A 22,985-nucleotide genomic window follows, 5' to 3' on the forward strand; every position below is an offset into this window, starting at 1 on the left:
GATCACCTACCTTGATCGACAAACAGGAATTGGATAAATCCGACGCCGATGCGGTCGCCGTTTTTCAGTTCTGCCTCTTCATAGAGCGTATTCCCGTTTAAGAAAGTTCCGTTGGCACTGTGGAGATCTCGGATATAATACTTTCCGTCTGCTTTTTCGATCACCAAGTGATTTTTAGAGACGAAATTGTCTTTGATCACGATATCATTTTTGCTGCTTCGACCCAATTTCGTCGTGCCGCGCAATACATAGTATTCCTGCATTTTGAAGTTCAACGAATCCAGTCGGTTGACGACTTTCAGATACGCCTCATCTTTTTGAATATCTGTCGCCTTCATAGATCGGATGTCCAAATAGATCATCCGAATGATCGTAAAGATAAACAGATAGATGATAAGTATAAATATATATTTTAAAATTTGCGACAGTATTGCAATCATCTGACACCCCATTCAATTTTAAGTAAATATTATCACAGAAAGGGCGCATTATCAATGAAAGCCGCGCCTCACCCTTTGGGGATCGAGATCGCAAAAATCGCGATCTATGATAAAATAAATCCGTGATGTCTATGATTATTTTACGAATTGAAAAGGCGGGGAAAGATTTCATCCTCCGCGGCGATAATGAGGAAGAAATACGCATTACAGAATCCGTTTTCGTGCGTCATAATCTCTATAAAGGCAAAGATCTGTCGCAAGACGAGATTCGAGAAATCCACGCGGATTCAAAGAGACAAGAGGCGATCGATATTGCTCTATCCAAGCTCAGAAACCGCAAGACCGAAGGCGAGATTCGCAGACTGCTTTCAGAGCGGGAATTTGCCGATACGACGATCGATGCCGCGATTTCCTATCTGGAGACGTACGGATACGTCGACGACAGAGAATATGCGATCTTATATTGCCGCGACAAAAAAAATATCAACGGCTACGGACCGATTAAAATCGCCTATCTGTTGCGACAAAAAAAGGTGCCGGACGATTGCATCGACCGGGCGCTAGCGGAGTATTCCGTCGAAGAAGAAATCGAAAAGATTCGTGCCCTCACGGAAAAACGATTTGTTCGAGGTGGTTCTTTGAAAAAAGAGAAGCCGAAGATCATTCGATTTTTTATGAACCGTGGCTTTCACTACGATGCGATTCGGAAGGGGATGTCGGAATGGACATAATTTCGCATTACGTCTATATACTCCGCTGCGCCGACGGAAGCCTGTATACAGGCTATACCACCGATCCCCCGCGTCGCCTGAAGGAGCACAACGCGGGGATCGCCGCCAAATATACCCGCGGTCGACTGCCCGTAAATATGGTATATATAGAAGAACAAGAAAGCCGATCGGATGCGTTGAAGCGGGAATACGCCCTGAAGCAATTGACCCGACAAAAAAAATTGGATTTGATACGAAGAAAGGAGGACGCCAATGAAAAATAACAGACCGAGCATTCAATCCGCTGCGGAAGCGAAGGAACTGATGAATCTCGCATTGACCACCGGGCAAATGCTAATCGGCAACGGCGCGGAGATCTATCGGGCGGAAGATACCATTATGCGTATGTGCGAATCCCGCGCCAATATCCGCGACGTCGACGTCTTCGCCTTAAGTTCCGCCATATTTCTGTCCCTCGATTACGACAACGAGACCATTACGATTTTTAAGGACATCGATTCCTATGGAACGCATTTGGGACGCATACAGGCGCTGAATGCCTTCTCGAGAGAATTCGTCGAGAGCGATATTTCCCTTCGGGAGGCGCGGGAGCAGCTCCTGTCGATCTGGTCCATACCGGTCGCCCCGCCCCTTACAAAAATGTTCTTTACCGGCATGTGCAGCGGCTCATTTGCCATGCTCTTCGGCGGAAACTGGGCGGATCTCGTCTATACGTTTTTGGTCGGCGCGATATTGAGTTTTTGCTTATACCTAATGTCGAAACGGAATCTCACCTTTTTTCCGGAAGCCTTCTTCGGTACCTTGATCATCTCACTGCTCGCCCTTGTCGGTTCCTTTTGTTTCGCCGAACTCCATATGGATATGATTATTATCGGCTCTATTATGCCCTTGGTGCCGGGTATGACGATCACCAATTCCTTTCGCGATATCATCAGCGGCGACTATCTCTCCGGCGTTATCGGAATTACGAAGGGCATCTTCGTCGCCCTCGCCATCGCTCTGGGCGTGGGCTTTGTTTTGAGTTTCTTAAAAGTATTGGGAGGCTGATATGTCCGGAAATATTCTATTGCTGTTTATAATCTCCGTCGCTGCGACCATCGGCTATGTGGTGCCCGTCGACGCCCCGAAACGCGCTATTTTACCCGGCGCCGTTATCGGCGCGATCGCCTATCTGATTTATTTGAAGGTCATGGATTTGGGCGGAAACGCCTTCTTCGGCGCCTTTGTCGCGGCATTTATGATCGGCAGCTGCGGCGAACTCTGCTCGCGCATCTTCAAAATGCCGTCGACCATCTTCAGTATGTCCGGCTTGATTACCCTGGTACCCGGCGGCGGCATGTACTATACCATGAGCTATCTGATCCAGGAAAATATGGATTTGTTTCTGAAAGAAGCGGTAAAGACCTTTTCAATCGCCATCGCGCTTTCTGTGGGCATCGTCGCCTCTACCCTTTTTTCGAGATCGCTGAAGAGTTTTCGACAGAGATCTATGAAAAACTCCTCCCGCCCTTTCGGCCGCTACCGGGACTTTCCGTCGATCAAATCATAAATTATGAACATGAAAAAAACGCGGGTCACCCGCGTTTTTTTACATGATTCTTTTCATCCTGGGCGAAGTGTCCTGTTCTCTTCCCGCATCCGCCCGTTTTAATACGAAATAACTAATAAGCAGCGACAAAAATCCCAATCCAAAGATATACAGATCCCGATTTGCTACGCTATCTGCGATCAAGTATTGACCGGCAAAGACGGCGATCAAAAATATCGCTAAGGGGATGCCGTACAATTTATAGATCGAACGCAAGACAAAGGTGTCGTTTACATACAACTCGACCCAATCTCCCACCTTGGCACCCAGTTCATTGGGCACTGCAATGTATTCGGTCTTCGATTCACAGGCGCCATTTGTGCAGGTGGCACAGGCGGAACCGCATGCGCCCTTTCGCGTCACTTCCATATATGCCATGCCGTCTTTTACCGATACGACATGTCCCAGTTGATCCATAGAATCACTCCTCTACTACGCGTATATGCACTTCTTTCAATTGTTCCGCGGGAAGTTCTACCGGCGCTCCGGTCAACAGGTCGCTCGCCGATTGCGTCTTGGGAAAGGCGATTACGTGCCGCATATTTTTCTCTCCCGTAAGAAGCATGATCAGGCGGTCCAAACCATAGGCGAGTCCGCCGTGCGGCGGCGCACCGTAGCGGAAGGCTTCGATCAGAAATCCGAATTTTTCTTCCGCTTCTTCTTTGCTGAATCCCAGCGCCGCAAACATCTTATTTTGTACCGCAGCGTCGTGGATCCGAATGGATCCGCCGCCCATTTCGTCGCCGTTGATGACGATGTCGTACGCCTTGGCGCGACAGTTTGCGGGATCGGATTCGATCTTGTTCAAATCTTCGTCCATGGGAGCGGTAAAGGGATGGTGTTTTGCGACATAGCGCGCTTCCTCTTCGTCGTATTCGAAGAGGGGGAACTCTACGATCCAAAGCGGTGCGAGCACGTCTTCGGGGATCAGGTCCATCTCCTCGGCGATGTGGTTTCTCAGATTTCCCAACGCAGCGTAGACCACGTCGTTTTTATCGGCCACAAAGAGTACGAGGTCGCCTTCTTCCGCGCCCGTGCGTTCAAAAATCGCATCCATACCTTCTTCGCCGACGAACTTCAGCACCGGCGACTGCGTGCCGTCGGCATTCCGCTTCGCCCAGGCGAGTCCGTGGGCGCCGAAGTCCTTCACATAATCGGTGAGTTTGTCTATTTTTTTTCGGGAATAGAAGGCGGCGCCATCTTTTACGACGATGGCGCGCACGCTGCCGCCTCCCGCCACGGCGTCGGCAAATACCTTAAAGCCCGATTCCGCCACCAAATCCGAAACATCCTTCAGCTCCATCGCAAACCGCACGTCGGGCTTATCCACCCCGTAGCGATCCATCGCCTCTCGGTAGGTCATGCGGGGAAATGGCGTGGGAATTTCTTTTCCCAAAATTTCACGGAAGAGATGGGAAAGATAACGCTCGTTGACGTCGATCACATCTTCCGCCTCTACAAAGCTCAATTCCATATCGATCTGCGTAAACTCGGGTTGGCGGTTAAAACGCAGGTCCTCGTCGCGGAAGCAACGGGCGATCTGAATATACCGATCAAAGCCGCCGACCATCAAAAGCTGTTTCATCAGCTGCGGGGATTGCGGCAACGCATAAAACGCGCCTTCGTGAATGCGGCTGGGAACCAAGTAGTCCCGCGCCCCTTCGGGGGTGGGCTTGTTCAACATAGGTGTTTCTACTTCCGCAAAGCCTTCCGCATAGAAGAAGTCCCTGGTTAATTTATATACCCGGGAACGCGTTCTGAGAATCTCTTGGCTGCGGGGCTTGCGCAAATCCAAGGTTCGGTATTTTAGGCGCAGGTCGTCGGAAACCGCGTCGTCGTCTTTGACATAGATCGGCGGCACGTCGGATTCGGACAAAATTTTCAGCTCTTCTGCCAAGATTTCTATTTTCCCCGTGGGAAGCTTGTCGTTTACAGAACTGCGCGGGCGCACGGTGCCTACCACCGCGACGACAAATTCCGATCGCAATTTGGTCGCCTTTTCGAATAAGGCGGCATCCGTCTCGCCATTACAGACCGCCTGCACAATGCCGGTGTAGTCGCGAATGTCGGTAAATACCAAAGAACCCAGGTCGCGCGATTTGGCGACCCACCCCATGACGGTGACCTTCTCACCGATATGTTCTTCTCGTAACGTCCCACATAAATGGCTCCGTTTCAGAGCACCCAGTGCTTCTCCCATGATTCCTCCTAACAAATTCTATTGTCTATTTTCTGCAACCAATACGTCTTTTCTTCGCCACGGGAACGATCGGCGAGATCCTGCCAGATCACCTTCGCGGCATGATCCATGCCCTGGCAGCCGGCGAGGAGCAAGACGTCTCCGGACTCTACCGCCGGCAGAATGCGGCGGATGGAATCGTCCAGTCGTTCGATAACGGGGATTTCGTAGCCCGCGTCCTGCATGACATTTTGAAAGGCTTCCAATTCCGCATCGGTGACCACATCCTTCGAAGAAACCGCCTCGACGCTTTTGGTCGCATAGAAAGTCTTTAGCGGCAACCTCGCCATCCATTTCGCCGTTTCCACGGCATTTTCTCGATTGAGTTCGGCGCCCCGGCTGCCCCGAATGGCATAGAGGATGTGAAGATTCTTGTATTCCATCGCGTGCAGGGTCTCGAGGGTGACCTCTATGTTTTTCGTATTGGCAAAATGGTCGTCGAGGATCATATAATCGCCGCGGTAGATCAGTTCAAAACGCCGTTCCACGCCCGAAAATTCTTCCATGGCGCGTCGGACGGTTTGGGGATCGACGCCGCCCAACAGTCCGAAGGTCATTGCCATCATGGCATTTAATACCGAATGGTATCCCGCCACCTGTAAATGCACGGGGATTTCTACACTCGGAAGCGTCCATCGGCCTTTCGTCGATTCCCGCGCCACGCGATACGTAAACTTGGCAAAGCCCGTCGAAATGTCTATACCCTCGATGCGCGCCATCGCCTCTTCGTCGATGGCGGCGGTAAACACCTGTCCCTTGGTGTCTTCGGCAAGTGCCGCAATCAAAGGCGCATCCACATTTAATAGCACGGCGGTGTCTTCGTCGGCATGGCGGATCAGTCGGCTCTTATAGTGAAAGTAGTTTTCGAAGGTGCCGTGCTGTTCCAAGTGCTCCACGGAAATATTGTTAAAGCTGACGATGTCGAATTCGATGCCGCGCGACCGATAGAGTTCCTGGGCGGAGGAAGAAACCTCCATTACCACCACTTCGATCCCCGCATCGGCCATATTTCTAAGATGTTCTTGCAGGTGGATGCTTTCCGGCGTCGTCAAAATCGCAGGAATCGACACATCACCGTATTGTACCGCCACGGTACCCACCATGCCGACCCGATAGCCCGCCGCCTTAAAGATATCGCGAACCATAAAGGCGGTAGAAGTCTTGCCATTGGTGGCGGTGACGCCGAATATTTCCATCTGCCGCGAAGGATGGTCAAAGTAGATACAGGCGAGGTCGGCAAGCGCCTTGCGCGTGTTTTCGACGCGCACCTGCGGAATATCTGCTTCCACGAATTTTTCTACGACCGCAAGATAGGCACCCTTTTCTTTGGCTTGTGCGACATAATCGTGTCCATCCGCCAAGACGCCTTCGATGGCGACGAAGATGTCTCCCGTCTCGATCTCTCGAGAGTCGTGGGAGATGCGGCGAATTTCAACGTCTTCATCTATTTGTCCTCTCCGCTCGGCAATGGGTATGCCGGCGAGCAATGTATTGAGTTTCATAGTAATTCTCCTAAATACTTGGATTTTTTCCGCACGACTTCGCCGAAACGATCCGTATAGTCTCTTAAATTACGGAAATTCGAAAACTTCATAACGGTCTTTCTGGACGCATCGACCAATTTCGTCGTCGCCGACATTCCCACGCCGATGACCGAATGGATTTCTTCCATCATAATCATATTATACAACGATTCGTACCCGGGCAGCGAATAGCCGATATTCGATCCATTGCCGAGTATCCTCTTCTGCCGGTACAGATAATAGGGAATGTAGCCGGCCGCTTTTAAGCGGTTATAGCTGTATTGTTGCATGCGCGTCGTATTCTTTTGGAAGACGCCGCGGTTTTCGAAGATCTTCGATCCGTTTTTCAAAGACAATACGTGCACGGTGATATTTTCGGGAGAGAGCGGGATCAACGAATCCAAGGTATACGAGAGTTCGTCCATCCCCTCTCCGTCTAGGCCGAGGATCAAATCCATATTGATCGCCATATCCGTGGTATTTCGTACCAAATCGTATGCGTTTAAAATGTCCTCTTTATTGTGAGGACGTCGAATGCGCACCAAGGTCTCATCGACCATGGTCTGGGGATTGATGCTGATCCTCGATACGGGATAGCCTTTGAGCATCGCCATCAATTCCGGCGTAATCGTCTCGGGCCTTCCGGCTTCGAGGGTAAACTCCCGGTCGCCAAAGGAGCGCAAGCGATCGAGTATCATCGCCAGCTCTTCCGCCGCGATGGAGGTGGGCGTGCCGCCGCCAATATATATGGTCGCGGGCGCCTTGTCGAGTTTTCTGAGAACGAAGTCCAGCTCCATCAGCAGGTACTTCATATAGTGGCGTACGGCTTCTTTGTTTCCGGACCCGATGGTGGGATAGCTGCAGTACTCGCACCGACTCGGGCAAAAGGGAATGTGGATATATAGCGAGTATCCTTTTCCCTTTAAGTGATCGGTCTTTGCCGCTTCCAAACGGGCAATCTCCAGCAACAGATCGGCGATCTCCGGATGCACCAAATACGACTCGATCAAAAAGTCTCGTGCCGCATCTCCCATAATTTTTCTGCGTTTTTGCATAAATTTGACCGGTCTCGTACCGGTCAAAGAGCCCCATAGGGATTTTTCCTTCGCGGGATGATCCACTTCGCGCACGATCCAGGCGGCGATATGGCGTTTGGTTTCGTACTCCCCTACATTTTCGAATGTCTTTTCGTATTGGCGCTCGCCCACGGACAAAATGGCGCGCTTTGTATCCGCCGTCGTCTCGAGTACGAGAAAAAGCTCGCCCGAGGTCTCGAAGGCGGGAAAATAAATCCGCAAGAGCTCGTATAGGGTGTGGATCTCGGAATCCGTTGCGTTTACGATACGAATCATAGGAGCTGCCGAATAAAGGGATTAGAGCGCTTCTCATCGTCGATGGTGGTCTCGAAACCGTGACCGGACAATACGACGGCGTTTTCGTCGCAGTTTGTCAGTTTTCTGAGGGAATCCGCCATGGCGTGGATATCGCCCAAGGGAAAGTCGGTCCTTCCGATCGACCCTTGAAACAAGGTGTCGCCGCTCAAGATCAGGTCCTCGTAAAAGTAGCAGACGGAACCGGGGGTATGCCCGGGCGTATGCATCACGCGAATTTCGCCACATTCGAGTTCGATCGTATCGCCGTCTTCGACCAACACGTCGGGCGCACGATCGGGCACTTCGCCGCCCAACATGGCGACAAAGTTGTGGTCGGCGCTCTCATAGATCACCATCTCCTCCTTGTGCATATATACTTTCACGCCCAAAGCGTCGCGAACGCGATTTAAGGCCGATATATGGTCGCCGTGGGCGTGGGTAAGCAAAATAGCCTCGACTTTTACGCCCGCAGCTTCGACGATGGCGAGAATTTTATCGCCCTCTGCACCGGGATCTACGAGAAATCCGCGCTTCTTTTCGTCATAGACCAAATAGGCATTGGTCATACCGCCGACGAGTATTCTCTGATAGCCCATTAGAAGCTCCTTTCGCTGTCTAATAAAATCGTCACTGGACCGTCGTTAATCATCTCTATCTGCATATCGGCGCCAAATTGACCCGTAGCGACAGAAAATCCCTTCTTTTCTACATAGGCAATCAAATCCTCGTAGACCGCTTCCGAGATCTCTCCTTTGGCGGCGCGGATATAACTGGGACGGTTGCCTTTTTGGGCATCGCCGTAGAGCGTAAACTGACTGACAATCATAATTTCGCCCCCGGTGTCTTGGACGTTGACGTTCATAACGCCTTCTTCGTCGGGGAAAATTCGTAGGCCCGTGATTTTCTTTCCGATATATTCGATATCCTTTTTGTCGTCTTCTTCTCGAATGCCTATGAGTACCATCAATCCCGCGTCGATCCGCGAAATAATTTCCCCGTCGACGGAGACGGTAGCATATTTTACTCGTTGCACCACTGCGCGCACGTTGACCTCCTAACCGCTGACCCGATATACTTCAAATACATTTTCGATATTTTTGAGCTTCTTTAGCAGACGCGAGAGCTCGTCGATATGATGGATTCGCACCGTAATGCGAACCACCAAAAAATGATCCTTGTCTTCCCGCGCCGAAAGGTTTTGAATGTCCAGTCGGGAATCGTGAATCCGATTGGCGATATCTGCCAATACATTGTTTTTGTTGGCGGCGCGAATTTCGATCTCCGCGCTATACGTCTCGTTTTCGCCCATATCCCACCGAACAGGAATCAATCTCTCTTCTTCCAGGTTGTTCTTCAGATTGATGCAGTCCGAGCGGTGGATGCTGATCCCGCGGCCCATGGTAATAAATCCCACGATTTCGTCTCCGGGTACAGGCGTACAGCACTTGGCGATGCGGACCTTTACATTGTCGATACCCTTTACCTGAATGCCGTTGGTGTTTCGCTGTTCCTTCTTTTCCGCCACCGGGATCTCTTCGGCGCGCACCGGCGCAGTCCTGTGCTTTCGCTCTTCCTTCTTCATATAGTCGGAGAGTTTCGCGGTCACCTGCCGCACGCTCATACTGCCGTAGCCGATCTGCGCGTATAGATCGTCGAGGTCGTCGAATTTCAGACGCTCCTTTACATCTTCCATCCAATCGTCACGAACGAAATCGGAGGGTCGGTATCCCAGTTTTTTGGCCTCTTGTTCGATCATTTCTCGTCCGCGCAGGATATTCTTGTCCCGATCCTTGACCTTAAAGTACTGTTTGATCTTGGTCTTCGCCTGCGGGCTCTGTACGATTTTTAGCCAGTCGAGAGAGGGCTGTGAATTCTTATTGGTAATGACTTCGACGATCTCCCCGTTTTTGAGTTTGTGGCTCAACGGGACGATCCGGCCGTTGATCTTTGCGCCCACACAGGTATTTCCCACTGCGGTATGCACCCGGTAGGCGAAGTCGATGGGCGTAGAGCCATCCGGCAGATTGATCACATCGCCATTGGGCGTAAAGACAAATACTTCGTCGGCAAAGAAGTCGACCTTCAAAGTTTCCATAAATTCGTTGGGGTCTTTGAGGTCCTTTTGCCACTCCAAAAGCTGGCGCAGCCAAGTCAGATTTTCGTCAAAACTGGTGGACTTCTTCGTGCCTTCTTTATACTTCCAATGGGCCGCAATCCCGTATTCGGCGGTTTTGTGCATCTCCCAAGTGCGAATTTGTACCTCGAAGGTCTCGCCCCGATCGTCGATGACCGTGGTGTGGAGGGACTGATACTTATTCGGCTTCGGCATGGAGATATAGTCCTTAAATCGCCCGGGGATCGGCTTATACATGGTGTGAACCACGCCCAGCGCACCATAGCAATCCTTGATGTCATCTACCAAAATCCGAATCGCCTGCAAGTCGTAAATCTCGCCGAAGGTCTTCCCCTTTTTGATCATCTTTTTATAGATGCTGTAAAAGTTCTTCGGCCTTCCCGTAATGTCGGCGGCAATTCCGACTTTTTTGAGTTGATTCGAGATGTCTTCGATCAGCGCTTGAATTAACGCTTCCCGCTCGCTCCTCCGCTTATCGACCATTTCTACGAGATTATAATAATTGACAGGATCCAAATAGCGCAGAGAAAGGTCTTCCAGTTCCATTTTCACCCGGCTCATCCCCAGCCGATCGGCGAGGGGCGCATAGATTTCTATGGTCTCCATGGCTTTGTCGCGTTTTTTCTCGGGAATCATATATTCCAAGGTCCGCATATTGTGCAGGCGGTCGGCAAATTTTACGATCACCACGCGGATGTCTTTCGCCATGGCGAGGACCATCTTCCGTATATTTTCCGCCTGTTTTTCCTGTTTGGTCTGGTAGGAAAGCATCTTTAATTTGGTCACGCCTTCTACCAGATCGGCGACTTCCTCGCCGAAGAGGTCTTTTACCTCGTCATAGGTGACCTCGGTGTCTTCAATGGTATCGTGCAACAGTCCCGCAATGATCGTCGGGACGTCCATATTCATTTCCGCCAAAATAAGCGCAACATGCAGAGGATGGACGATATAGTCCTCCCCTGAATTGCGCTTTTGTCCTTTATGATGGCGACCTGCAAATTCGAATGCCTTGTATACCTGATCGAATTCCGCATCGGGATTATAGGAACGAATGGCTTCGATTAGTTGTTCAATCATTCTATCACCGCTTCTTGGACGGTCGCAGTGCTTCTATCTGAATCTGAAGTTTCCGATTGCCGCCATAGGTATCGATCTTGGGGCAATAGGCGATATCCATAAAAATGCTTCCGTCCGCTCGTCTTGCCCGGCGAAGAAAGTCCGTAAACTCTTCCGCCGGTTGAAATAATATACCGTCGTATTTCCTACCATTATAGGACAGATCCATGCGAATTACATTGTTATTTTTTCCGAACACGCGGTACTGCAAAAGCTGCACATCGGTGGCGCCAAAAATCGGTCGTGCGTTTCCGTTTCCGAAGGGCGCAAATCGCGAAAGCCGCTCTACCGTATCTTCGCTCACGTCCTGTAGCGAAAGAACCGCATCCAGTCGTATGCGGGGCACGAGATCTCTGGGATCCAACCGGCTCTTTTCGATGACGTCGAGCTTAAAGGGGAGGTAGTTTCCGCGCGCCAGACTCAAGCCGCACGCCATGGCATGGCCGCCGAATTTGCTGAGATATTTCTCGCTCTTTCTGATTTCTTCGACCATATTATAGGCTTCGATGCTGCGTCCGGAGCCCTTGAGACCGTCTTTTGCGCCGGTGATTACGATACAGGGGCGGTGATACTTGCCCTTGATCTTTCCCGCGATGATGCCGGCGATGCTCTCGTCGATGGATTCGTCCTTTAAGATATAGATGGGCTGTACCGCTTCCTTGGGATTTTCCAGTTGTTTCTCCAAGCGCGCAAGCCCCTCTTGGGTAAGAGCCTGACGCTTTGCGTTTAGTTCGCGCAGATACGCCGCAATCTCCTTTGCCCGCGAAGGATCGTCGGTTACAAACAATTCTACGGCATCGCCCGCGGTATCCAAACGGCCCGCCGCATTGATCGTGGGCCCGAGTATAAACCCCAGATGATAGGCGCTGATTTCGGATCGAATCGCACAGGCATCGCAAAGTGCCCGTATGCCGATCTGCTCCGTATGATTGAGCCGCTCGAGACCCAAGGTGACGAGGTTGCGATTCTCCTCGACCAATTCCATTACGTCGCAAACCGTCGCAATGGCGGCATAAGCGATAAAGTCGGGATCCATGTCCTCCGCCTTGCCGGCGATGGTATAGAGATAGCGGATCAATTTGTAGCTCAATGCGCCGCCGCACAGACCCTGAAACGGATACGAACAATCCTTTCTGTGGGGATCGACGACCGCATCCGCCGACGGCAGTTTGTCCTTCCCTTCGTCTTGTACCACCTCGTGGTGGTCGAGGACGATCACAGAAAGCCCCAACGATTTGGCGCGCTCGATCGCAGCAAATTGGGCGATGCCGTTGTCGCAGGTGATGAGGAGTTCTACGCCGTCTTCTGCCGCCGCTTCCGCCATATCGGGCTGCAGGCCGTATCCGTCTTCCCGCCGATGGGGGATGACATAATCTACCGTATACCCCAGCCCGCGAAGCCCGCGAAGTAATATGGTCGTACTCATCACTCCGTCGCAATCGTAGTCGCCGACAATGCGGATTTTACCGCGGGTCTTTTGAATGATATTCCCGGCTTTTACCATATCCTTCATAGATATGGGCGAGTGCAGTTGTTCCGCATCGGGATGGAAATACTTTTGGATTTTCTCTTTCGTATCGATCTTTCGATTGATCAACACGCGGTATTCCCATTCCCGCAATCCCAATGCGCGAAAATCTATTTCCTCTTTCGGTTTTTCATTCTTCAAAGACCAGTACTTCATTCCGCCTCACTTATCTCATTTGCGTATACAGATAGCGCACACTCCAGGCGCTTTTTCTCCATGATACATCCGATTTCGAAGGGCTTCAGAATATCGCCGTTGTTGTGATAGGCATTGGCATGGCAGCCGCCGGAACAGAAGTATTTCGCCCAGCAGTCGCGGCAATCTTCTTTGTGGAACACATCCGCCTTGTGGAATTTGTCTTGCAGCGCCTTGTTCTCGATGCCGTCGTAGACATTGCCCAGTTTGAACGCTTCTTCGCCGACGAATTGGTGACAGGGATAAATGTCGCCGGTGGGCGTCACGGCCACATATTCCGATCCCGCACCGCATCCGATACTTTTCTTATAGGCACAGGGGCCGCCCGAAAGGTCGATCATATAGTGAAAGAAGAAAAAATCCGAATCTTCTCTTCGAATTTCGAGATATTTTTCGCTAAACCGCTCGTACTCTTCGAGGATGGCGTCCAGATGCTCTTTTCGAATCGCATATTCCCGTTCGGGGTCGGTGACGACCGGTTCCATCGATGTCTTTTTGAAGCCGAGATCCCGGTAGTGGAGAATGTCTTCGGAAAAATCAAGATTGTGAGAGGTAAAGGTACCGCGTATAAAGTAATCCTTGTCGCCGCGCTTCTCTACGAGTTTTTGAAATTTCGGGATGATCGCATCGTAACTGCCCTTTCCGTTCACCGTAGGACGCATTGCGTCGTTTAATTCGCGTCGACCGTCCAAAGAAAGAACCACATTTTCCATTTCCCGATTCAAGTAATCGATGCTCTCATCGTCCAACAGGAGGCCATTGGTGGTCATGGTAAAGCGGAAGCACTTGTCGTACGCCTTCTCCCGCTCCCGTCCGTATTCGACCAGCGCCTTTACCACATCGAAATTCATTAACGGTTCGCCGCCAAAGAAGTCCACTTCGAGATTATGTCGATTTCCGCTATTTTCCAGCAAAAAGTCCAATGCGCGTTTGCCCGTTTCCAGATCCATCATCATGCGCTCGCCGTGAAAATCGCCTTGGGAGGCAAAACAATATTTGCAGCGCAGATTGCAATCGTGACAGACGTGGAGGCACATCGCCTTAATATGGCAGTCGGGATTGAATGCGCCCAGATCCACATCCGTATCCTCGGAAAAGAGCAATCCCTCTTCCATCAGATAGCGGAGCTCATCGTAGCCCTCGGCAACGTCTTCTGAGCCGAAGCGATCGGCGAATTTTCGGATCATCTGCTCCTTGCTGGCGTCCTCCATATCCGGTGCCATTTCAAAAATCATATTGTCGACGACGTGGACCGAACCGCTCGCCACGTCCAACAGGATATTTTTGCCATTGCCTTGAAAACGATGAATTTTACGCACGAATAACTCCTTCTAAAAGAAAAAGGTGTGGGAGACCCACAACCTTATCTATCCATATTTTCACACTTTTGATTGCCTACGGTGCAGCTGGTTTTGCAGGCCGATTGGCAAGAGGTTTGACATTCGCCGCATCCGGCCTTTTCCATGTTCTTCCGCAGGGAACGCTTGGTTAAAGTTTTTATGTACTTCATCGTATCTCTCCTATCTATTTTATTCAGTTTCTTCTTCGCTGCTCTTTTTATGGGCGGGCTTCAAAACGGATTTAATCGACCATTTCATGAGTTCCAGTCTCGTCTTCATGCCGCTGGACTCGACGAGCACGACATCTTCTTTGATTTGAACGATCTTCGCCACAATGCCCCCATAGGTCTGAATCTTATCGCCTACGGCAAGGTTTTCGAGCATTTTCGCCGCTTCTTTTTCTTTCTTTTTGTTCGGACGGATGATGCCGAAATAGAAGATCGCCATCATCATGACGATGGTCACCAATGTAGGAATCATCGACGCCTGTCCTTGTGCAGCTCCTAACGGAAAAGTTCCGCTTCCAAATTCCATAATCACCCTCCTGTCGATCTACTTACTATTATAACCATACTTCCGATAAAAGTCATCTTTATATTGAAGGAAGTAGTCGCCTTCGACCGATGCGCGAATGCGCTCCATCAGTTGAAGCAGAAAGTACAAATTGTGGTAGCTCGCAAGACGTAGGGCCAGTACCTCCTTCGTTTGGAAGAGGTGGCGTATATAAGCGCGGGAATAGTTGCGACACACGTAGCAATCGCATTCGGGATCCAAAGGTCTAAAATCCTTCGCATATTTCGCATTTTTGACGACGAGCTTTCCTTCGCTCGTCATGCAGGTGCCGTTTCTCGCGTTTCTCGTGGGCAGCACGCAGTCCGCCATATCGATGCCCCGTTCTACCGCTTCAAATAAATAGTCCGGCGTACCCACGCCCATCAAATATCGCGGTTTGTCCTTGGGCAAAAAGTCCGTCGTAAAATCGAGGATGTCGCACATTAAGTCCAAAGGCTCGCCGACGCTCAATCCCCCGACCGCATAGCCGGGAAAGTCCATTGCGACCAACTGGTCCGCACTGCGCCGCCGAATCTCTTTATACATTCCGCCCTGTACGATGCCGAAAAGATTTTGATCCACCCTGTCGCCGTGATATTCCTTACAACGCAGCGCCCAACGGCTGGTTCGCTCGCTGGACTTCTCGATATATTCCCGCGTGGCGGGATATGGCGCACATTCGTCGAATGCCATTATGATGTCGCTGCCCAAGATGTGTTGAATCTCGATGGACTTTTCCGGCGAGAGGAATTGCTTAGAACCGTCGATATGGCTGCGAAATGTCACGCCTTCTTCGGTAATCTTGCGACGATGGGCGAGGCTGAAGACCTGAAAACCGCCGCTGTCGGTGAGGATGGGGCCGTCCCAGTGCATAAATTTATGCAGACCCCCGGCCTCTTTCATAATCTCCATGCCCGGTCGCAAAAACAGATGGTAGGTGTTGCTCAAGATAATTTGCGCGCCGATCTCCTTCAATTCTTCGGGCGTCATAGTCTTTACGGTGGCAAGGGTACCCACCGGCATAAAGATCGGAGTTTGAATCGTGCCGTGGGCGGTCTCCAACACACCGCGGCGGGCTTTTGTATCGGAGGAGGTATGGGTTACGGTAAATTTCATCGAGCGCCCCTTTCTAAAAACATCGCATCGCCGAAGGAAAAGAAGCGGTATCGAGCTTCTACGGCATGGCGATAGGCATCGAGTATGACGTCTTTTCCGGCGAAGGCCGAAACCAACATCAAGAGTGTGGATTCCGGCAGGTGAAAATTGGTGACGATGGCATCGACACAGTGAAATTCGTAGCCGGGGTAGATAAAAATATCCGTATCACCCGCATCGGCGACGATTGCACCGTGTTTTTGCATACAGCTTTCCAAAGTGCGAATCGATGTGGTGCCTACGGCGATCACGCGTCCGCCCACTGCCTGCGCACGGCGAATGGTCTCTGCGGCCGCCTCGTCGATGCGGTAGCGCTCCGAATGCATATGGTGCTCTTCGATATTTTCCACTTTGACGGGGCGAAACGTCCCCAGTCCTACATGCAGCGTCACCTCCGCCACGGCTACACCCTTCTCGCGGATCCGTTTAAACAGATCCTCCGTAAAGTGCAGACCGGCTGTGGGCGCCGCCGCAGAGCCAAGGTATTTCGCATACACCGTCTGGTAACGATCGGGATCCTCCGGCGTCTCGTGGATATACGGAGGCAGGGGCATCTGTCCCAGTTTTTCGAGAATTTCGTAAAACACCCCTTCATAGCAAAAGCGAATATGCCGCAATCCGTCTTCGGTAATGGCCTCGACGACGCCCCGTAACCCCTCGGGAAATACGATCTCGCCTCCGAGCTTAAGCTTTTTCCCCGGTCGAACCATGCATTGCCAGAGATCCGCGCCCAAATCCTTGACCAATAAAACCTCGATCCGCTCTTCTCTACCCGGCCGTGCGCCGAAAATTCGCGCGGGCAAGACCTTTGTGTTGTTCAGTACCAAAACGTCCTCCGGATGGAGCAATTCTAATATGTCTGCAAACATAAGGTCTTTATAGCTTCCGTCCGCTTTTACATAGAGCAACCGGGAGCCGTCTCTTCTGTCGGCGGGGTGTTGGGCAATTAATTCTTCCGGCAAATCATAATAAAAATCTCTGGTCTTCATAGAATCCTTTCTAGCGAATTCGGGTTCCCGGGAAATAAAAAGCCAGGATCTCCGGATACGTCTTTCCCTTCTTCGCCATTTCGATGGCGCCGTATTGGCTCATGCCCACGCCGTGACCATACCCCCTGCCCCGCACGCGGAGACCGCGAGAAATGTCGATCTCCTCGGTGGCGGGAAAGACAGGCTGAAAAATCTCGCGAATGCCCGCGGCGGTGATCATGTTTTGAAGCGAAACGGCACGTGTCTCGCGGGCGGTGCGAACATGCTCATCGCCCAATGGGCGTTTGCCCCAAGCGGTTATCACCTCGGGCCGCTTTGTTTCCGCCAAATGTATTTCCATCGACTGGAAGTTCGTACTCTTTAGCTGCACCGATCCCATTTTCATTCGAAATGCGTTCCCCGTCATTTCCAAATTGTCCTTCGTGCCTTCTAAACGCAGATTGTGAATCCTTCCGCTATTTGTGCGCGAAAGGACGACGAGGCGTTTCGGTTCACCGATGGCGGGAAATGCCTTTTGAATGACCTCGATCGAAAACTCCGCCGTCCAAGTACTATGGGTGGTATTTACGGAATCGGGATCGTCCATCCCCTTCAAATACGGAACCGGGGCCCCGCCCCATACGTCTTCGATGGATTCGGTCCTGCCGCCGCTGGTCGCATGGAATATCGCATTGGCGACACTCTCGCCGTAGTACAACACCTTCCCCGCCGTAGCCGCCACGGCGGCATCGGTTCGCGGATCTTCGACGGCCATGCCGCCGTACGCCTGCGAGGCGGTGCCGTCTTCGAGATTGTAACCGTACTGGATGTATTTGTCGCGATTGGCGACGGCAAAGCTCCTAGATACCACCGCTTGCGCCTTTAAGGCCTCGGCGGCGGTGTCGTTTCCAATTTCTTTGGGCACGACCCCGCGCAGATAGGATTCCATATCGACGATATTGACGACCACCATATTCGATCCCTTCGGCAAAAGTTCTATTTCGCCTCGATAGGGTCTGCCGTCTACAGAAAGCGTTCCGGCGGGCGAACTGTATCGCACGCCTTTTTTCGCATCCACTGCGGAAATGCGAATCTCGTTTCCTGCGGGCGCCCCATCTTTCGCTATGCCCGAATCCGACGAGAGTACCACCTGCTTACGCTCGGATCCGAGTTTTATCCGCAGATTTTCCGCATAGGCGATCCCCGGTCGAGCGCTAAAGAACAGCAAAAGGAGCAGGGCGACGATCGACAGTCTTTTCATATTTCTTCCTCCGTAAAGGGAATGCCTAAGTGTTCATAGGCCTTTTTTGTGGCGACCCGCCCCCTGGGCGTTCTCTGCACGAAATTGATCTGCAAGAGATACGGCTCATAGACGTCTTCTATGGTGATGCGTTCCTCGCCCAATGTGGCGGCGATGGCATCGATCCCCACGGGACGCCCTCCGTAATCGCGGATCATCGTATCGAGTATGCGCCGGTCCAAATCGTCCAGCCCGTAGGCGTCGACGTCCAACAGCTGCAGGCCCTCTTCGGCGACCGTCTCGTCGATCAGGCCGTCTCTTTTCACTTCGGCGAAATCTCGAATTCGCTTTAACAGGCGATTGGCGATCCGGGGCGTGCCGCGGCTGCGCTTTGCGATCTCGAGCGCTCCCTTTTCACTCAAGGGAATCCCCAAGATGCGGGAAGAGCGCAACAGGATATGTTTCAGACTGTCGGGATCGTACAAATCGAGATTCAACAATACGCCGAATCGATCTCGCAGAGGAGAAGCCAACTGGCCCGAGCGCGTGGTAGCGCCGATCAGCGTAAAGCGGTTTAAATCCAGCCGAAGTGAACGCGCCGAAGGGCCTTTGCCGACGATGATATCCAAGGCAAAATCCTCCATCGCCGGGTACAGAACTTCTTCCACCGTGCGCGGAATTCTGTGAATCTCGTCGATAAACAAGACGTCATTTTCGTCGAGATTCGTCAAGATGCTCGCCAAATCTCCGGGCCGCTCGATGGCAGGGCCTGAAGTGACGCGAATATTGACCTGCATTTCATTGGCGATAATATTGGCAAGCGTCGTCTTCCCGAGTCCCGGCGGACCGCTGAGGAGGACGTGGTCCAAGGCTTCGTTTCGCATCTTGGCGGCTTCTGTAAAGATCTCGAGCTTTTCTTTCGCTTTGTTCTGGCCGATGTATTCCGATAGGAATTTCGGGCGCAGTGCGCTCTCCATCCGCTCCTCGTCGGGCAATATCGTCTTCGAAACCAGTCGATTCTCTTCCATATTCCCCTCCCTCTCAACCTTGACGGTACAGGGCCTTGAGCGCCTGTTTTAATATCGATTCCATATCGTCGCCTTCCGCAGAGGATATGCCGTAAGTCGCTTCTTTTTCGGTATACCCCAACCCCAACAGCGCTTCGAGCGCCTCGGAACGGGGATCGGATGCGCTCCGTTTCTGAATCGGCTTTGCATTTTCCGTCGGCGCAAAACCGCCAACTTTGTCCTTGAGTTCCAAGATAATTCGCTCTGCCGTCTTCTTGCCGATTCCCTGCGCCTTGGTCAAAAGGGTGACATCTTCTCCTTGAATGGCGGAAATCAGCGTGTCGTCTTCCATACTGCTCAACACGCCCATGGCGACTTTGGGCCCGATGCCCGTTACGCCGATTAGGAGAAGAAAAAGCTCCCGCTCCTCTCGGTTCTTAAAGCCGTATAGTTGCAGCGCATCCTCCCGAACCTGCAGATAGGTATAGAGCATCTGCTCTTCGCCAGAGCCGATTTCCTGTAATGAGGCGGTGGAGACGGATACGCGAAAGGCCAAGCCGCCCGTCGACAAAACGACGTAGTCTCCACCGCGTTCGACGACTTTTCCCAAAATTCGATCGATCAATGTGCACCTACTTTAGTCGAAACAATGCTTTGCTCTTTCTGGAATGGATATGGGTGATGGCGATGGCCAAGCCGTCGGCGGCATCGTCGGGCCGCGGAATCTCGGGGAGTTTCAAAAACATCTTTACCATGCTCTGCACCTGATGTTTCTCCGCTCTGCCGTAGCCCGCCACCGCTTGTTTGATCTGCAATGGCGTATATTCATATATCTCCAGACCCATTTCCATACAAGTCAATATCTCGACGCCGCGCGCCTGTGCGACGGAGATGGCGGTGGTAATGTTCTTATTAAAGAATAGTTCTTCCATGGCCACTTCGTCCGGCCGCTGTTCTTCTAGCAATGCCTTGAGCGCCGTATGAATTTGAAACAGGCGCTCCGGATACGGCGTCGTGCTTTTCGTTACTATCGTACCATATTCCCGGGCGCGCATGCGATTGCCTTCCAGATCTATAATGCCGTAGCCCATCGTCGCGAGACCGGGATCTATCCCCAAAATTCTCATAAAACCCCTTAAAAAAAGGGCTCACAGAGCCCTTATGCTTATGGATGATATCTTCTGAGTACCAGATCGTTTACGCCGCACCAATATGCCGAGGTGTAAATCCGCAATCCGTCTAAGTACAAGAATTTTGTCAACTTGCGGTTCAGTCCCCACAATTCCTGATGCGTTAAAAAATATTCGGGTTCGTTATACTTCCCGTTGGTACTCTTAAAGTTGATCTGCAGCTGTCGGTCCACATAGCGATTTAAGGTAAACACCTTTTTCTTCAGGACCTTCCGCCCGAAACAGACGGCGTGGGAACGCACCAGTCGATCGCCCGCTTCGCGCTCCAGCACGTGCCGTAAACTGCGGTTGCGGAGCCGATGCACGTCCTCTTCTTTGTAGTCGTATTGGAACAACTGCTTTCGCTCAAACAGCTCTGCCACATCGAAATGCCCCAAGGCGATCACTTCCAATTCATTAGCGAAATTGACCGCCGAATACCCGCGCTTATAGCCTTCCAGATACAGCGCCAGTTCATAACGATTTACATCGTCGTAGATCGCACGCGTAAGGCTGTTGGCGAGTAGCGATCGATTTTCCTTTCGCCGCAGAAACGACAGGACGTCCCGCTTTAGATTCCGCATCGATACATACGAGGGAAAAATGTTCTGGATCTTCTCCTCCAGATCGTAGAGACCGAGCAGGATCTGCATCGCGGAACTATCCTGATCGTACAGAAATCTATGCAGTAATTTCGCTTTTACGTCAGAATAATCTATATTTACAGTTTTCTGTTCCGCGTTGGTCCCGCTCATTCTCTTCCCCCTTCGATTGACATTTATTCTATCATAAAGTCAAAGAGAATTCATCGTTTTTCCTACAGGACCTCCTCGCCCCGCAGACGCGCCTCCATCAAATAGCTGTCCGGCCAAACCGATGCCTGTACTTCGGCGATAGAGCGTTTTTCCAAAAAGAACATGCAGATGCGCGACTGCCCGATGCCGCCGCCGACGGTATACGGTAGGGCTCCGTCCACGAGGGCCTTGTGGTAATCCATCTCTAGGCGATCTTCCGCATCGGCCGCCTTTAGCTGGCGCAGAAGGCTCTCTTCGTCCACGCGAATCCCCATCGAAGAAAGCTCCAGCGCGGAATCCGTCACAGGATTATAAAACAAAATGTCGCCGTTTAGATCCCAATCGTCATAGTCCGGGCTCCTGCCGTCATGGGGCGCGCCGCTATTTAAGTCCTTTCCGATCCCCTGCAAAAACACGGCCTTTTTTTCCCGACAAATCGCATTTTCCCGTTCCTTCGGCGTAAGATCCGGGTAGCGGTCCTCGAGTGCTTGCGCGGTCATAAAGTAAATCGAGCTCGGCAATTTTTTGGAGAGCACATAGGGATAGACGCTGTTGATATAGGTCTCTGTGCGTTGAAATACCGAATAGATTTCGGAGACGATAAAATGCAGATACGCATCGGTTCGGTCTTCTTTGCGGATGATCTTTTCCCAATCCCATTGGTCGACATAGATCGAGTGGATCGCGTCCAACTCCTCGTCGGGGCGTATGGCGTTCATATCCGCATACAGGCCTTCATAGGGATCGAAGCCGTAATTTTTCAGCGCAAATCGCTTCCACTTCGCCAAGGATTGCACGATTTCTACATCGATGCCGTATTTTCTGAGGGAAAAGGACACCGCCTTTTCTACGCCGCTCAGATTGTCGTTTAGGCCCGTCTCCGGTCGTACGAACAACGGTGCCGATACCCGCGTTAAATTCAATGTGTTCGCCAGATCCCGCTCAAAAAAATCCTTTAGGCTCTTGATCGCGATCTGCGTCTCTTTGATCGATAAATTCGTTACTTCTGAATTGTTTCTCATCTTTTCTCCTTAAAAAAAAGCGAAACCTTCATCACAAACGGACGAAAATTTCGCTATGCCACCATTTCAAGTACTACATACTCTATCACATAATAACGGGTAATGCCGTCTGCCCTTTTGAGAGCAGAACCTTCGAGTTGTTCTCCATAAGTCCTTCGCGACAGCTTTCACCGTCCTGTCTCGCTTTGCCGAGGGATTCTTACTTCGTTTCTCTTCACAGGTTATACAGTTTGCAGTTGTGTCTGACGTCCGTAGGCGAATGCCGCCTCACAGACGGTTTGAAATACAAAGACATTCAATACAAATGCGTCGGAGTAGTCGTTTTCGAACGAGATCTCCTTCTGCAAGTATTGGTCAATAAATCGCAAGATTTGTGTTTTCACATATACTTTCAGGTCCTGCAATACGCCTTGAAAACTGCCCATTGCCATATTCGACGCCATATCCGGGTCCAGAGGATGAGATTTGGCGTATTGATTTAAGGCATTTTCGTAGCGCACGTGTTCGCGGATGTCCTTGGCCGAAGTGAACCGTATTCTGCGGGCGTGAGGATGGGTCATATAATCGCTGAGATAATGACAGATCACACCGAGCTTGTAACTGATCGGCCCGGATAAGAGCCCGTTCCAAGCAGAGTCATATACGATTTTCGACATAAACGGAACCAATGTGATGATTTGATCGACGATGTAGTCGATGCTTTCCGAAAAATAGTGAGGAATAAACTTATACTTTGGATACAGATCCGGAGCAATAGAACCACGCAGCAATCGCTTCTTGTCAAGAATAATGCCGGTTTCTGTCTCCATATGATGAAAGACCGCACCGGCAACGGACCTATGTGTTTCAGGTACCATGCATTCTCCTTTGT

At 51.3% G+C, this 22,985-nt stretch carries 25 protein-coding genes; 4 read left to right on the forward strand and 21 right to left on the reverse strand.

Annotated features, from left to right (window positions below):
* Positions 1-2 precede the first annotated feature (2 nt).
* Complete coding sequence (locus EL294_RS04140; RefSeq protein ID WP_126465441.1) at positions 3-440, reverse strand: FHA domain-containing protein; 438 nt, start codon at positions 438-440, stop codon at positions 3-5.
* 131 nt (positions 441-571) lie between these two features.
* On the opposite strand from EL294_RS04140, the gene EL294_RS04145 reads away from it, so the two are divergent.
* Genes EL294_RS04145 through EL294_RS04160 form a run of 4 tightly spaced genes read left to right on the forward strand, consistent with a single transcriptional unit; the run spans position 572 to position 2,720 of the window.
* Positions 572-1,171, forward strand: a complete 600-nt coding sequence (locus EL294_RS04145; protein WP_164715216.1) for a regulatory protein RecX — start codon at positions 572-574, stop codon at positions 1,169-1,171.
* Positions 1,162-1,434, forward strand: a complete 273-nt coding sequence (locus EL294_RS04150; protein ID WP_164715218.1) for a GIY-YIG nuclease family protein — start codon at positions 1,162-1,164, stop codon at positions 1,432-1,434. Before EL294_RS04145 ends, EL294_RS04150 begins: the two co-directional genes overlap by 10 nt.
* A complete protein-coding gene (locus EL294_RS04155; RefSeq protein WP_126465443.1) occupies positions 1,424-2,218 on the forward strand; it encodes a threonine/serine exporter family protein in 795 nt (264 codons plus the stop codon). The genes EL294_RS04150 and EL294_RS04155 overlap by 11 nt, the downstream gene beginning before the upstream one ends.
* A gap of 1 nt (position 2,219) precedes the next feature.
* Complete coding sequence (locus tag EL294_RS04160) at positions 2,220-2,720, forward strand: threonine/serine exporter family protein (RefSeq protein ID WP_126465444.1); 501 nt, start codon at positions 2,220-2,222, stop codon at positions 2,718-2,720.
* Between the two features lie 39 nt (positions 2,721-2,759).
* Here the strand turns inward: EL294_RS04160 and EL294_RS04165 are convergent, their stop codons facing one another.
* From EL294_RS04165 to EL294_RS04260, 20 genes are all read right to left on the reverse strand, one after another.
* Positions 2,760-3,176 (reverse strand): SoxR reducing system RseC family protein, encoded by a 417-nt coding sequence (locus EL294_RS04165; protein WP_126465445.1) that lies wholly within the window; start codon positions 3,174-3,176, stop codon positions 2,760-2,762.
* Positions 3,177-3,180: 4 nt separating this feature from the next.
* Entirely contained in the window at positions 3,181-4,959 is a 1,779-nt protein-coding gene (gene aspS, locus EL294_RS04170) for an aspartate--tRNA ligase (RefSeq protein ID WP_126465446.1), read from the reverse strand.
* An 8-nt stretch (positions 4,960-4,967) separates the two neighbouring features.
* Positions 4,968-6,500: a Mur ligase family protein gene (locus EL294_RS04175; RefSeq protein ID WP_126465447.1), complete on the reverse strand. Its 1,533-nt coding sequence runs from the start codon at positions 6,498-6,500 to the stop codon at positions 4,968-4,970.
* Complete coding sequence (hemZ, locus tag EL294_RS04180) at positions 6,497-7,873, reverse strand: coproporphyrinogen dehydrogenase HemZ (protein WP_126465448.1); 1,377 nt, start codon at positions 7,871-7,873, stop codon at positions 6,497-6,499. The genes EL294_RS04175 and hemZ overlap by 4 nt, the downstream gene beginning before the upstream one ends.
* Complete coding sequence (locus tag EL294_RS04185; RefSeq protein WP_126465449.1) at positions 7,870-8,490, reverse strand: MBL fold metallo-hydrolase; 621 nt, start codon at positions 8,488-8,490, stop codon at positions 7,870-7,872. The genes hemZ and EL294_RS04185 overlap by 4 nt, the downstream gene beginning before the upstream one ends.
* The gene (dtd, locus tag EL294_RS04190; protein ID WP_126465450.1) at positions 8,490-8,939 is read right to left on the reverse strand and encodes a D-aminoacyl-tRNA deacylase; all 450 of its coding nucleotides are present in this window, start codon (positions 8,937-8,939) and stop codon (positions 8,490-8,492) included. Before dtd ends, EL294_RS04185 begins: the two co-directional genes overlap by 1 nt.
* A 9-nt stretch (positions 8,940-8,948) precedes the next feature.
* On the reverse strand, positions 8,949-11,105 hold the full coding sequence (locus tag EL294_RS04195; protein WP_126465451.1) for a RelA/SpoT family protein: 2,157 nt from the start codon (positions 11,103-11,105) through the stop codon (positions 8,949-8,951).
* A 4-nt stretch (positions 11,106-11,109) separates the two neighbouring features.
* Positions 11,110-12,828, reverse strand: coding sequence for a single-stranded-DNA-specific exonuclease RecJ (recJ, locus tag EL294_RS04200; protein WP_126465452.1), 1,719 nt, complete (start codon positions 12,826-12,828; stop codon positions 11,110-11,112).
* The gene (gene scfB, locus EL294_RS04205) at positions 12,825-14,186 is read right to left on the reverse strand and encodes a thioether cross-link-forming SCIFF peptide maturase (RefSeq protein WP_126465453.1); all 1,362 of its coding nucleotides are present in this window, start codon (positions 14,184-14,186) and stop codon (positions 12,825-12,827) included. Before scfB ends, recJ begins: the two co-directional genes overlap by 4 nt.
* A gap of 44 nt (positions 14,187-14,230) precedes the next feature.
* Positions 14,231-14,377 carry a six-cysteine ranthipeptide SCIFF gene (scfA, locus tag EL294_RS04210; RefSeq protein WP_126465454.1) on the reverse strand — a complete coding sequence of 49 codons (147 nt, stop codon included), beginning with the start codon at positions 14,375-14,377 and terminating at the stop codon, positions 14,231-14,233.
* A gap of 19 nt (positions 14,378-14,396) precedes the next feature.
* Positions 14,397-14,741, reverse strand: coding sequence for a preprotein translocase subunit YajC (yajC, locus tag EL294_RS04215; protein ID WP_232006449.1), 345 nt, complete (start codon positions 14,739-14,741; stop codon positions 14,397-14,399).
* An 18-nt stretch (positions 14,742-14,759) separates the two neighbouring features.
* Positions 14,760-15,875: a tRNA guanosine(34) transglycosylase Tgt gene (tgt, locus tag EL294_RS04220; RefSeq protein WP_126465455.1), complete on the reverse strand. Its 1,116-nt coding sequence runs from the start codon at positions 15,873-15,875 to the stop codon at positions 14,760-14,762.
* Positions 15,872-16,903, reverse strand: coding sequence for a tRNA preQ1(34) S-adenosylmethionine ribosyltransferase-isomerase QueA (queA, locus tag EL294_RS04225; RefSeq protein WP_126465456.1), 1,032 nt, complete (start codon positions 16,901-16,903; stop codon positions 15,872-15,874). The genes tgt and queA overlap by 4 nt, the downstream gene beginning before the upstream one ends.
* A gap of 10 nt (positions 16,904-16,913) precedes the next feature.
* Positions 16,914-18,143 carry a SpoIID/LytB domain-containing protein gene (locus tag EL294_RS04230; RefSeq protein WP_126465457.1) on the reverse strand — a complete coding sequence of 410 codons (1,230 nt, stop codon included), beginning with the start codon at positions 18,141-18,143 and terminating at the stop codon, positions 16,914-16,916.
* On the reverse strand, positions 18,140-19,150 hold the full coding sequence (ruvB, locus tag EL294_RS04235; RefSeq protein WP_126465458.1) for a Holliday junction branch migration DNA helicase RuvB: 1,011 nt from the start codon (positions 19,148-19,150) through the stop codon (positions 18,140-18,142). Before ruvB ends, EL294_RS04230 begins: the two co-directional genes overlap by 4 nt.
* Positions 19,151-19,163: 13 nt before the next feature.
* Entirely contained in the window at positions 19,164-19,754 is a 591-nt protein-coding gene (gene ruvA, locus EL294_RS04240) for a Holliday junction branch migration protein RuvA (protein WP_126465459.1), read from the reverse strand.
* Positions 19,755-19,761: 7 nt separating this feature from the next.
* Positions 19,762-20,256 carry a crossover junction endodeoxyribonuclease RuvC gene (gene ruvC / locus EL294_RS04245; protein ID WP_126465460.1) on the reverse strand — a complete coding sequence of 165 codons (495 nt, stop codon included), beginning with the start codon at positions 20,254-20,256 and terminating at the stop codon, positions 19,762-19,764.
* A 38-nt stretch (positions 20,257-20,294) separates the two neighbouring features.
* Positions 20,295-20,951: a hypothetical protein gene (locus EL294_RS04250; RefSeq protein ID WP_126465461.1), complete on the reverse strand. Its 657-nt coding sequence runs from the start codon at positions 20,949-20,951 to the stop codon at positions 20,295-20,297.
* Between the two features lie 164 nt (positions 20,952-21,115).
* Positions 21,116-22,114 carry an aspartate--ammonia ligase gene (gene asnA, locus EL294_RS04255; protein WP_126465462.1) on the reverse strand — a complete coding sequence of 333 codons (999 nt, stop codon included), beginning with the start codon at positions 22,112-22,114 and terminating at the stop codon, positions 21,116-21,118.
* 221 nt (positions 22,115-22,335) lie between these two features.
* On the reverse strand, positions 22,336-22,971 hold the full coding sequence (locus EL294_RS04260) for a zinc dependent phospholipase C family protein (protein WP_126465463.1): 636 nt from the start codon (positions 22,969-22,971) through the stop codon (positions 22,336-22,338).
* Positions 22,972-22,985 lie beyond the last annotated feature (14 nt).

Origin of the sequence: Aedoeadaptatus ivorii (assembly GCF_900638585.1) — a bacterium.
In the GTDB taxonomy this organism is placed as follows: domain Bacteria; phylum Bacillota; class Clostridia; order Tissierellales; family Peptoniphilaceae; genus Aedoeadaptatus; species Aedoeadaptatus ivorii.

Excerpts from the sequence above, each read along its gene's own strand:
- EL294_RS04140 (WP_126465441.1), bottom strand. The coding sequence starts at position 440 with ATGATTGCAATACTGTCGCAAATTTTAAAATATATATTTATACTTATC.
- EL294_RS04145 (WP_164715216.1), top strand. The coding sequence starts at position 572 with ATGATTATTTTACGAATTGAAAAGGCGGGGAAAGATTTCATCCTCCGC.
- EL294_RS04150 (WP_164715218.1), top strand. The coding sequence starts at position 1,162 with ATGGACATAATTTCGCATTACGTCTATATACTCCGCTGCGCCGACGGA.
- EL294_RS04155 (WP_126465443.1), top strand. The coding sequence starts at position 1,424 with ATGAAAAATAACAGACCGAGCATTCAATCCGCTGCGGAAGCGAAGGAA.
- EL294_RS04160 (WP_126465444.1), top strand. The coding sequence starts at position 2,220 with ATGTCCGGAAATATTCTATTGCTGTTTATAATCTCCGTCGCTGCGACC.
- EL294_RS04165 (WP_126465445.1), bottom strand. The coding sequence starts at position 3,176 with ATGGATCAACTGGGACATGTCGTATCGGTAAAAGACGGCATGGCATAT.
- aspS (WP_126465446.1), bottom strand. The coding sequence starts at position 4,959 with ATGGGAGAAGCACTGGGTGCTCTGAAACGGAGCCATTTATGTGGGACG.
- EL294_RS04175 (WP_126465447.1), bottom strand. The coding sequence starts at position 6,500 with ATGAAACTCAATACATTGCTCGCCGGCATACCCATTGCCGAGCGGAGA.
- hemZ (WP_126465448.1), bottom strand. The coding sequence starts at position 7,873 with ATGATTCGTATCGTAAACGCAACGGATTCCGAGATCCACACCCTATAC.
- EL294_RS04185 (WP_126465449.1), bottom strand. The coding sequence starts at position 8,490 with ATGGGCTATCAGAGAATACTCGTCGGCGGTATGACCAATGCCTATTTG.
- EL294_RS04195 (WP_126465451.1), bottom strand. The coding sequence starts at position 11,105 with ATGATTGAACAACTAATCGAAGCCATTCGTTCCTATAATCCCGATGCG.
- recJ (WP_126465452.1), bottom strand. The coding sequence starts at position 12,828 with ATGAAGTACTGGTCTTTGAAGAATGAAAAACCGAAAGAGGAAATAGAT.
- scfA (WP_126465454.1), bottom strand. The coding sequence starts at position 14,377 with ATGAAGTACATAAAAACTTTAACCAAGCGTTCCCTGCGGAAGAACATG.
- yajC (WP_232006449.1), bottom strand. The coding sequence starts at position 14,741 with ATGGAATTTGGAAGCGGAACTTTTCCGTTAGGAGCTGCACAAGGACAG.
- tgt (WP_126465455.1), bottom strand. The coding sequence starts at position 15,875 with ATGAAATTTACCGTAACCCATACCTCCTCCGATACAAAAGCCCGCCGC.
- queA (WP_126465456.1), bottom strand. The coding sequence starts at position 16,903 with ATGAAGACCAGAGATTTTTATTATGATTTGCCGGAAGAATTAATTGCC.
- EL294_RS04230 (WP_126465457.1), bottom strand. The coding sequence starts at position 18,143 with ATGAAAAGACTGTCGATCGTCGCCCTGCTCCTTTTGCTGTTCTTTAGC.
- ruvB (WP_126465458.1), bottom strand. The coding sequence starts at position 19,150 with ATGGAAGAGAATCGACTGGTTTCGAAGACGATATTGCCCGACGAGGAG.
- ruvC (WP_126465460.1), bottom strand. The coding sequence starts at position 20,256 with ATGAGAATTTTGGGGATAGATCCCGGTCTCGCGACGATGGGCTACGGC.
- EL294_RS04250 (WP_126465461.1), bottom strand. The coding sequence starts at position 20,951 with ATGCAGATCCTGCTCGGTCTCTACGATCTGGAGGAGAAGATCCAGAAC.
- asnA (WP_126465462.1), bottom strand. The coding sequence starts at position 22,114 with ATGAGAAACAATTCAGAAGTAACGAATTTATCGATCAAAGAGACGCAG.
- EL294_RS04260 (WP_126465463.1), bottom strand. The coding sequence starts at position 22,971 with ATGGTACCTGAAACACATAGGTCCGTTGCCGGTGCGGTCTTTCATCAT.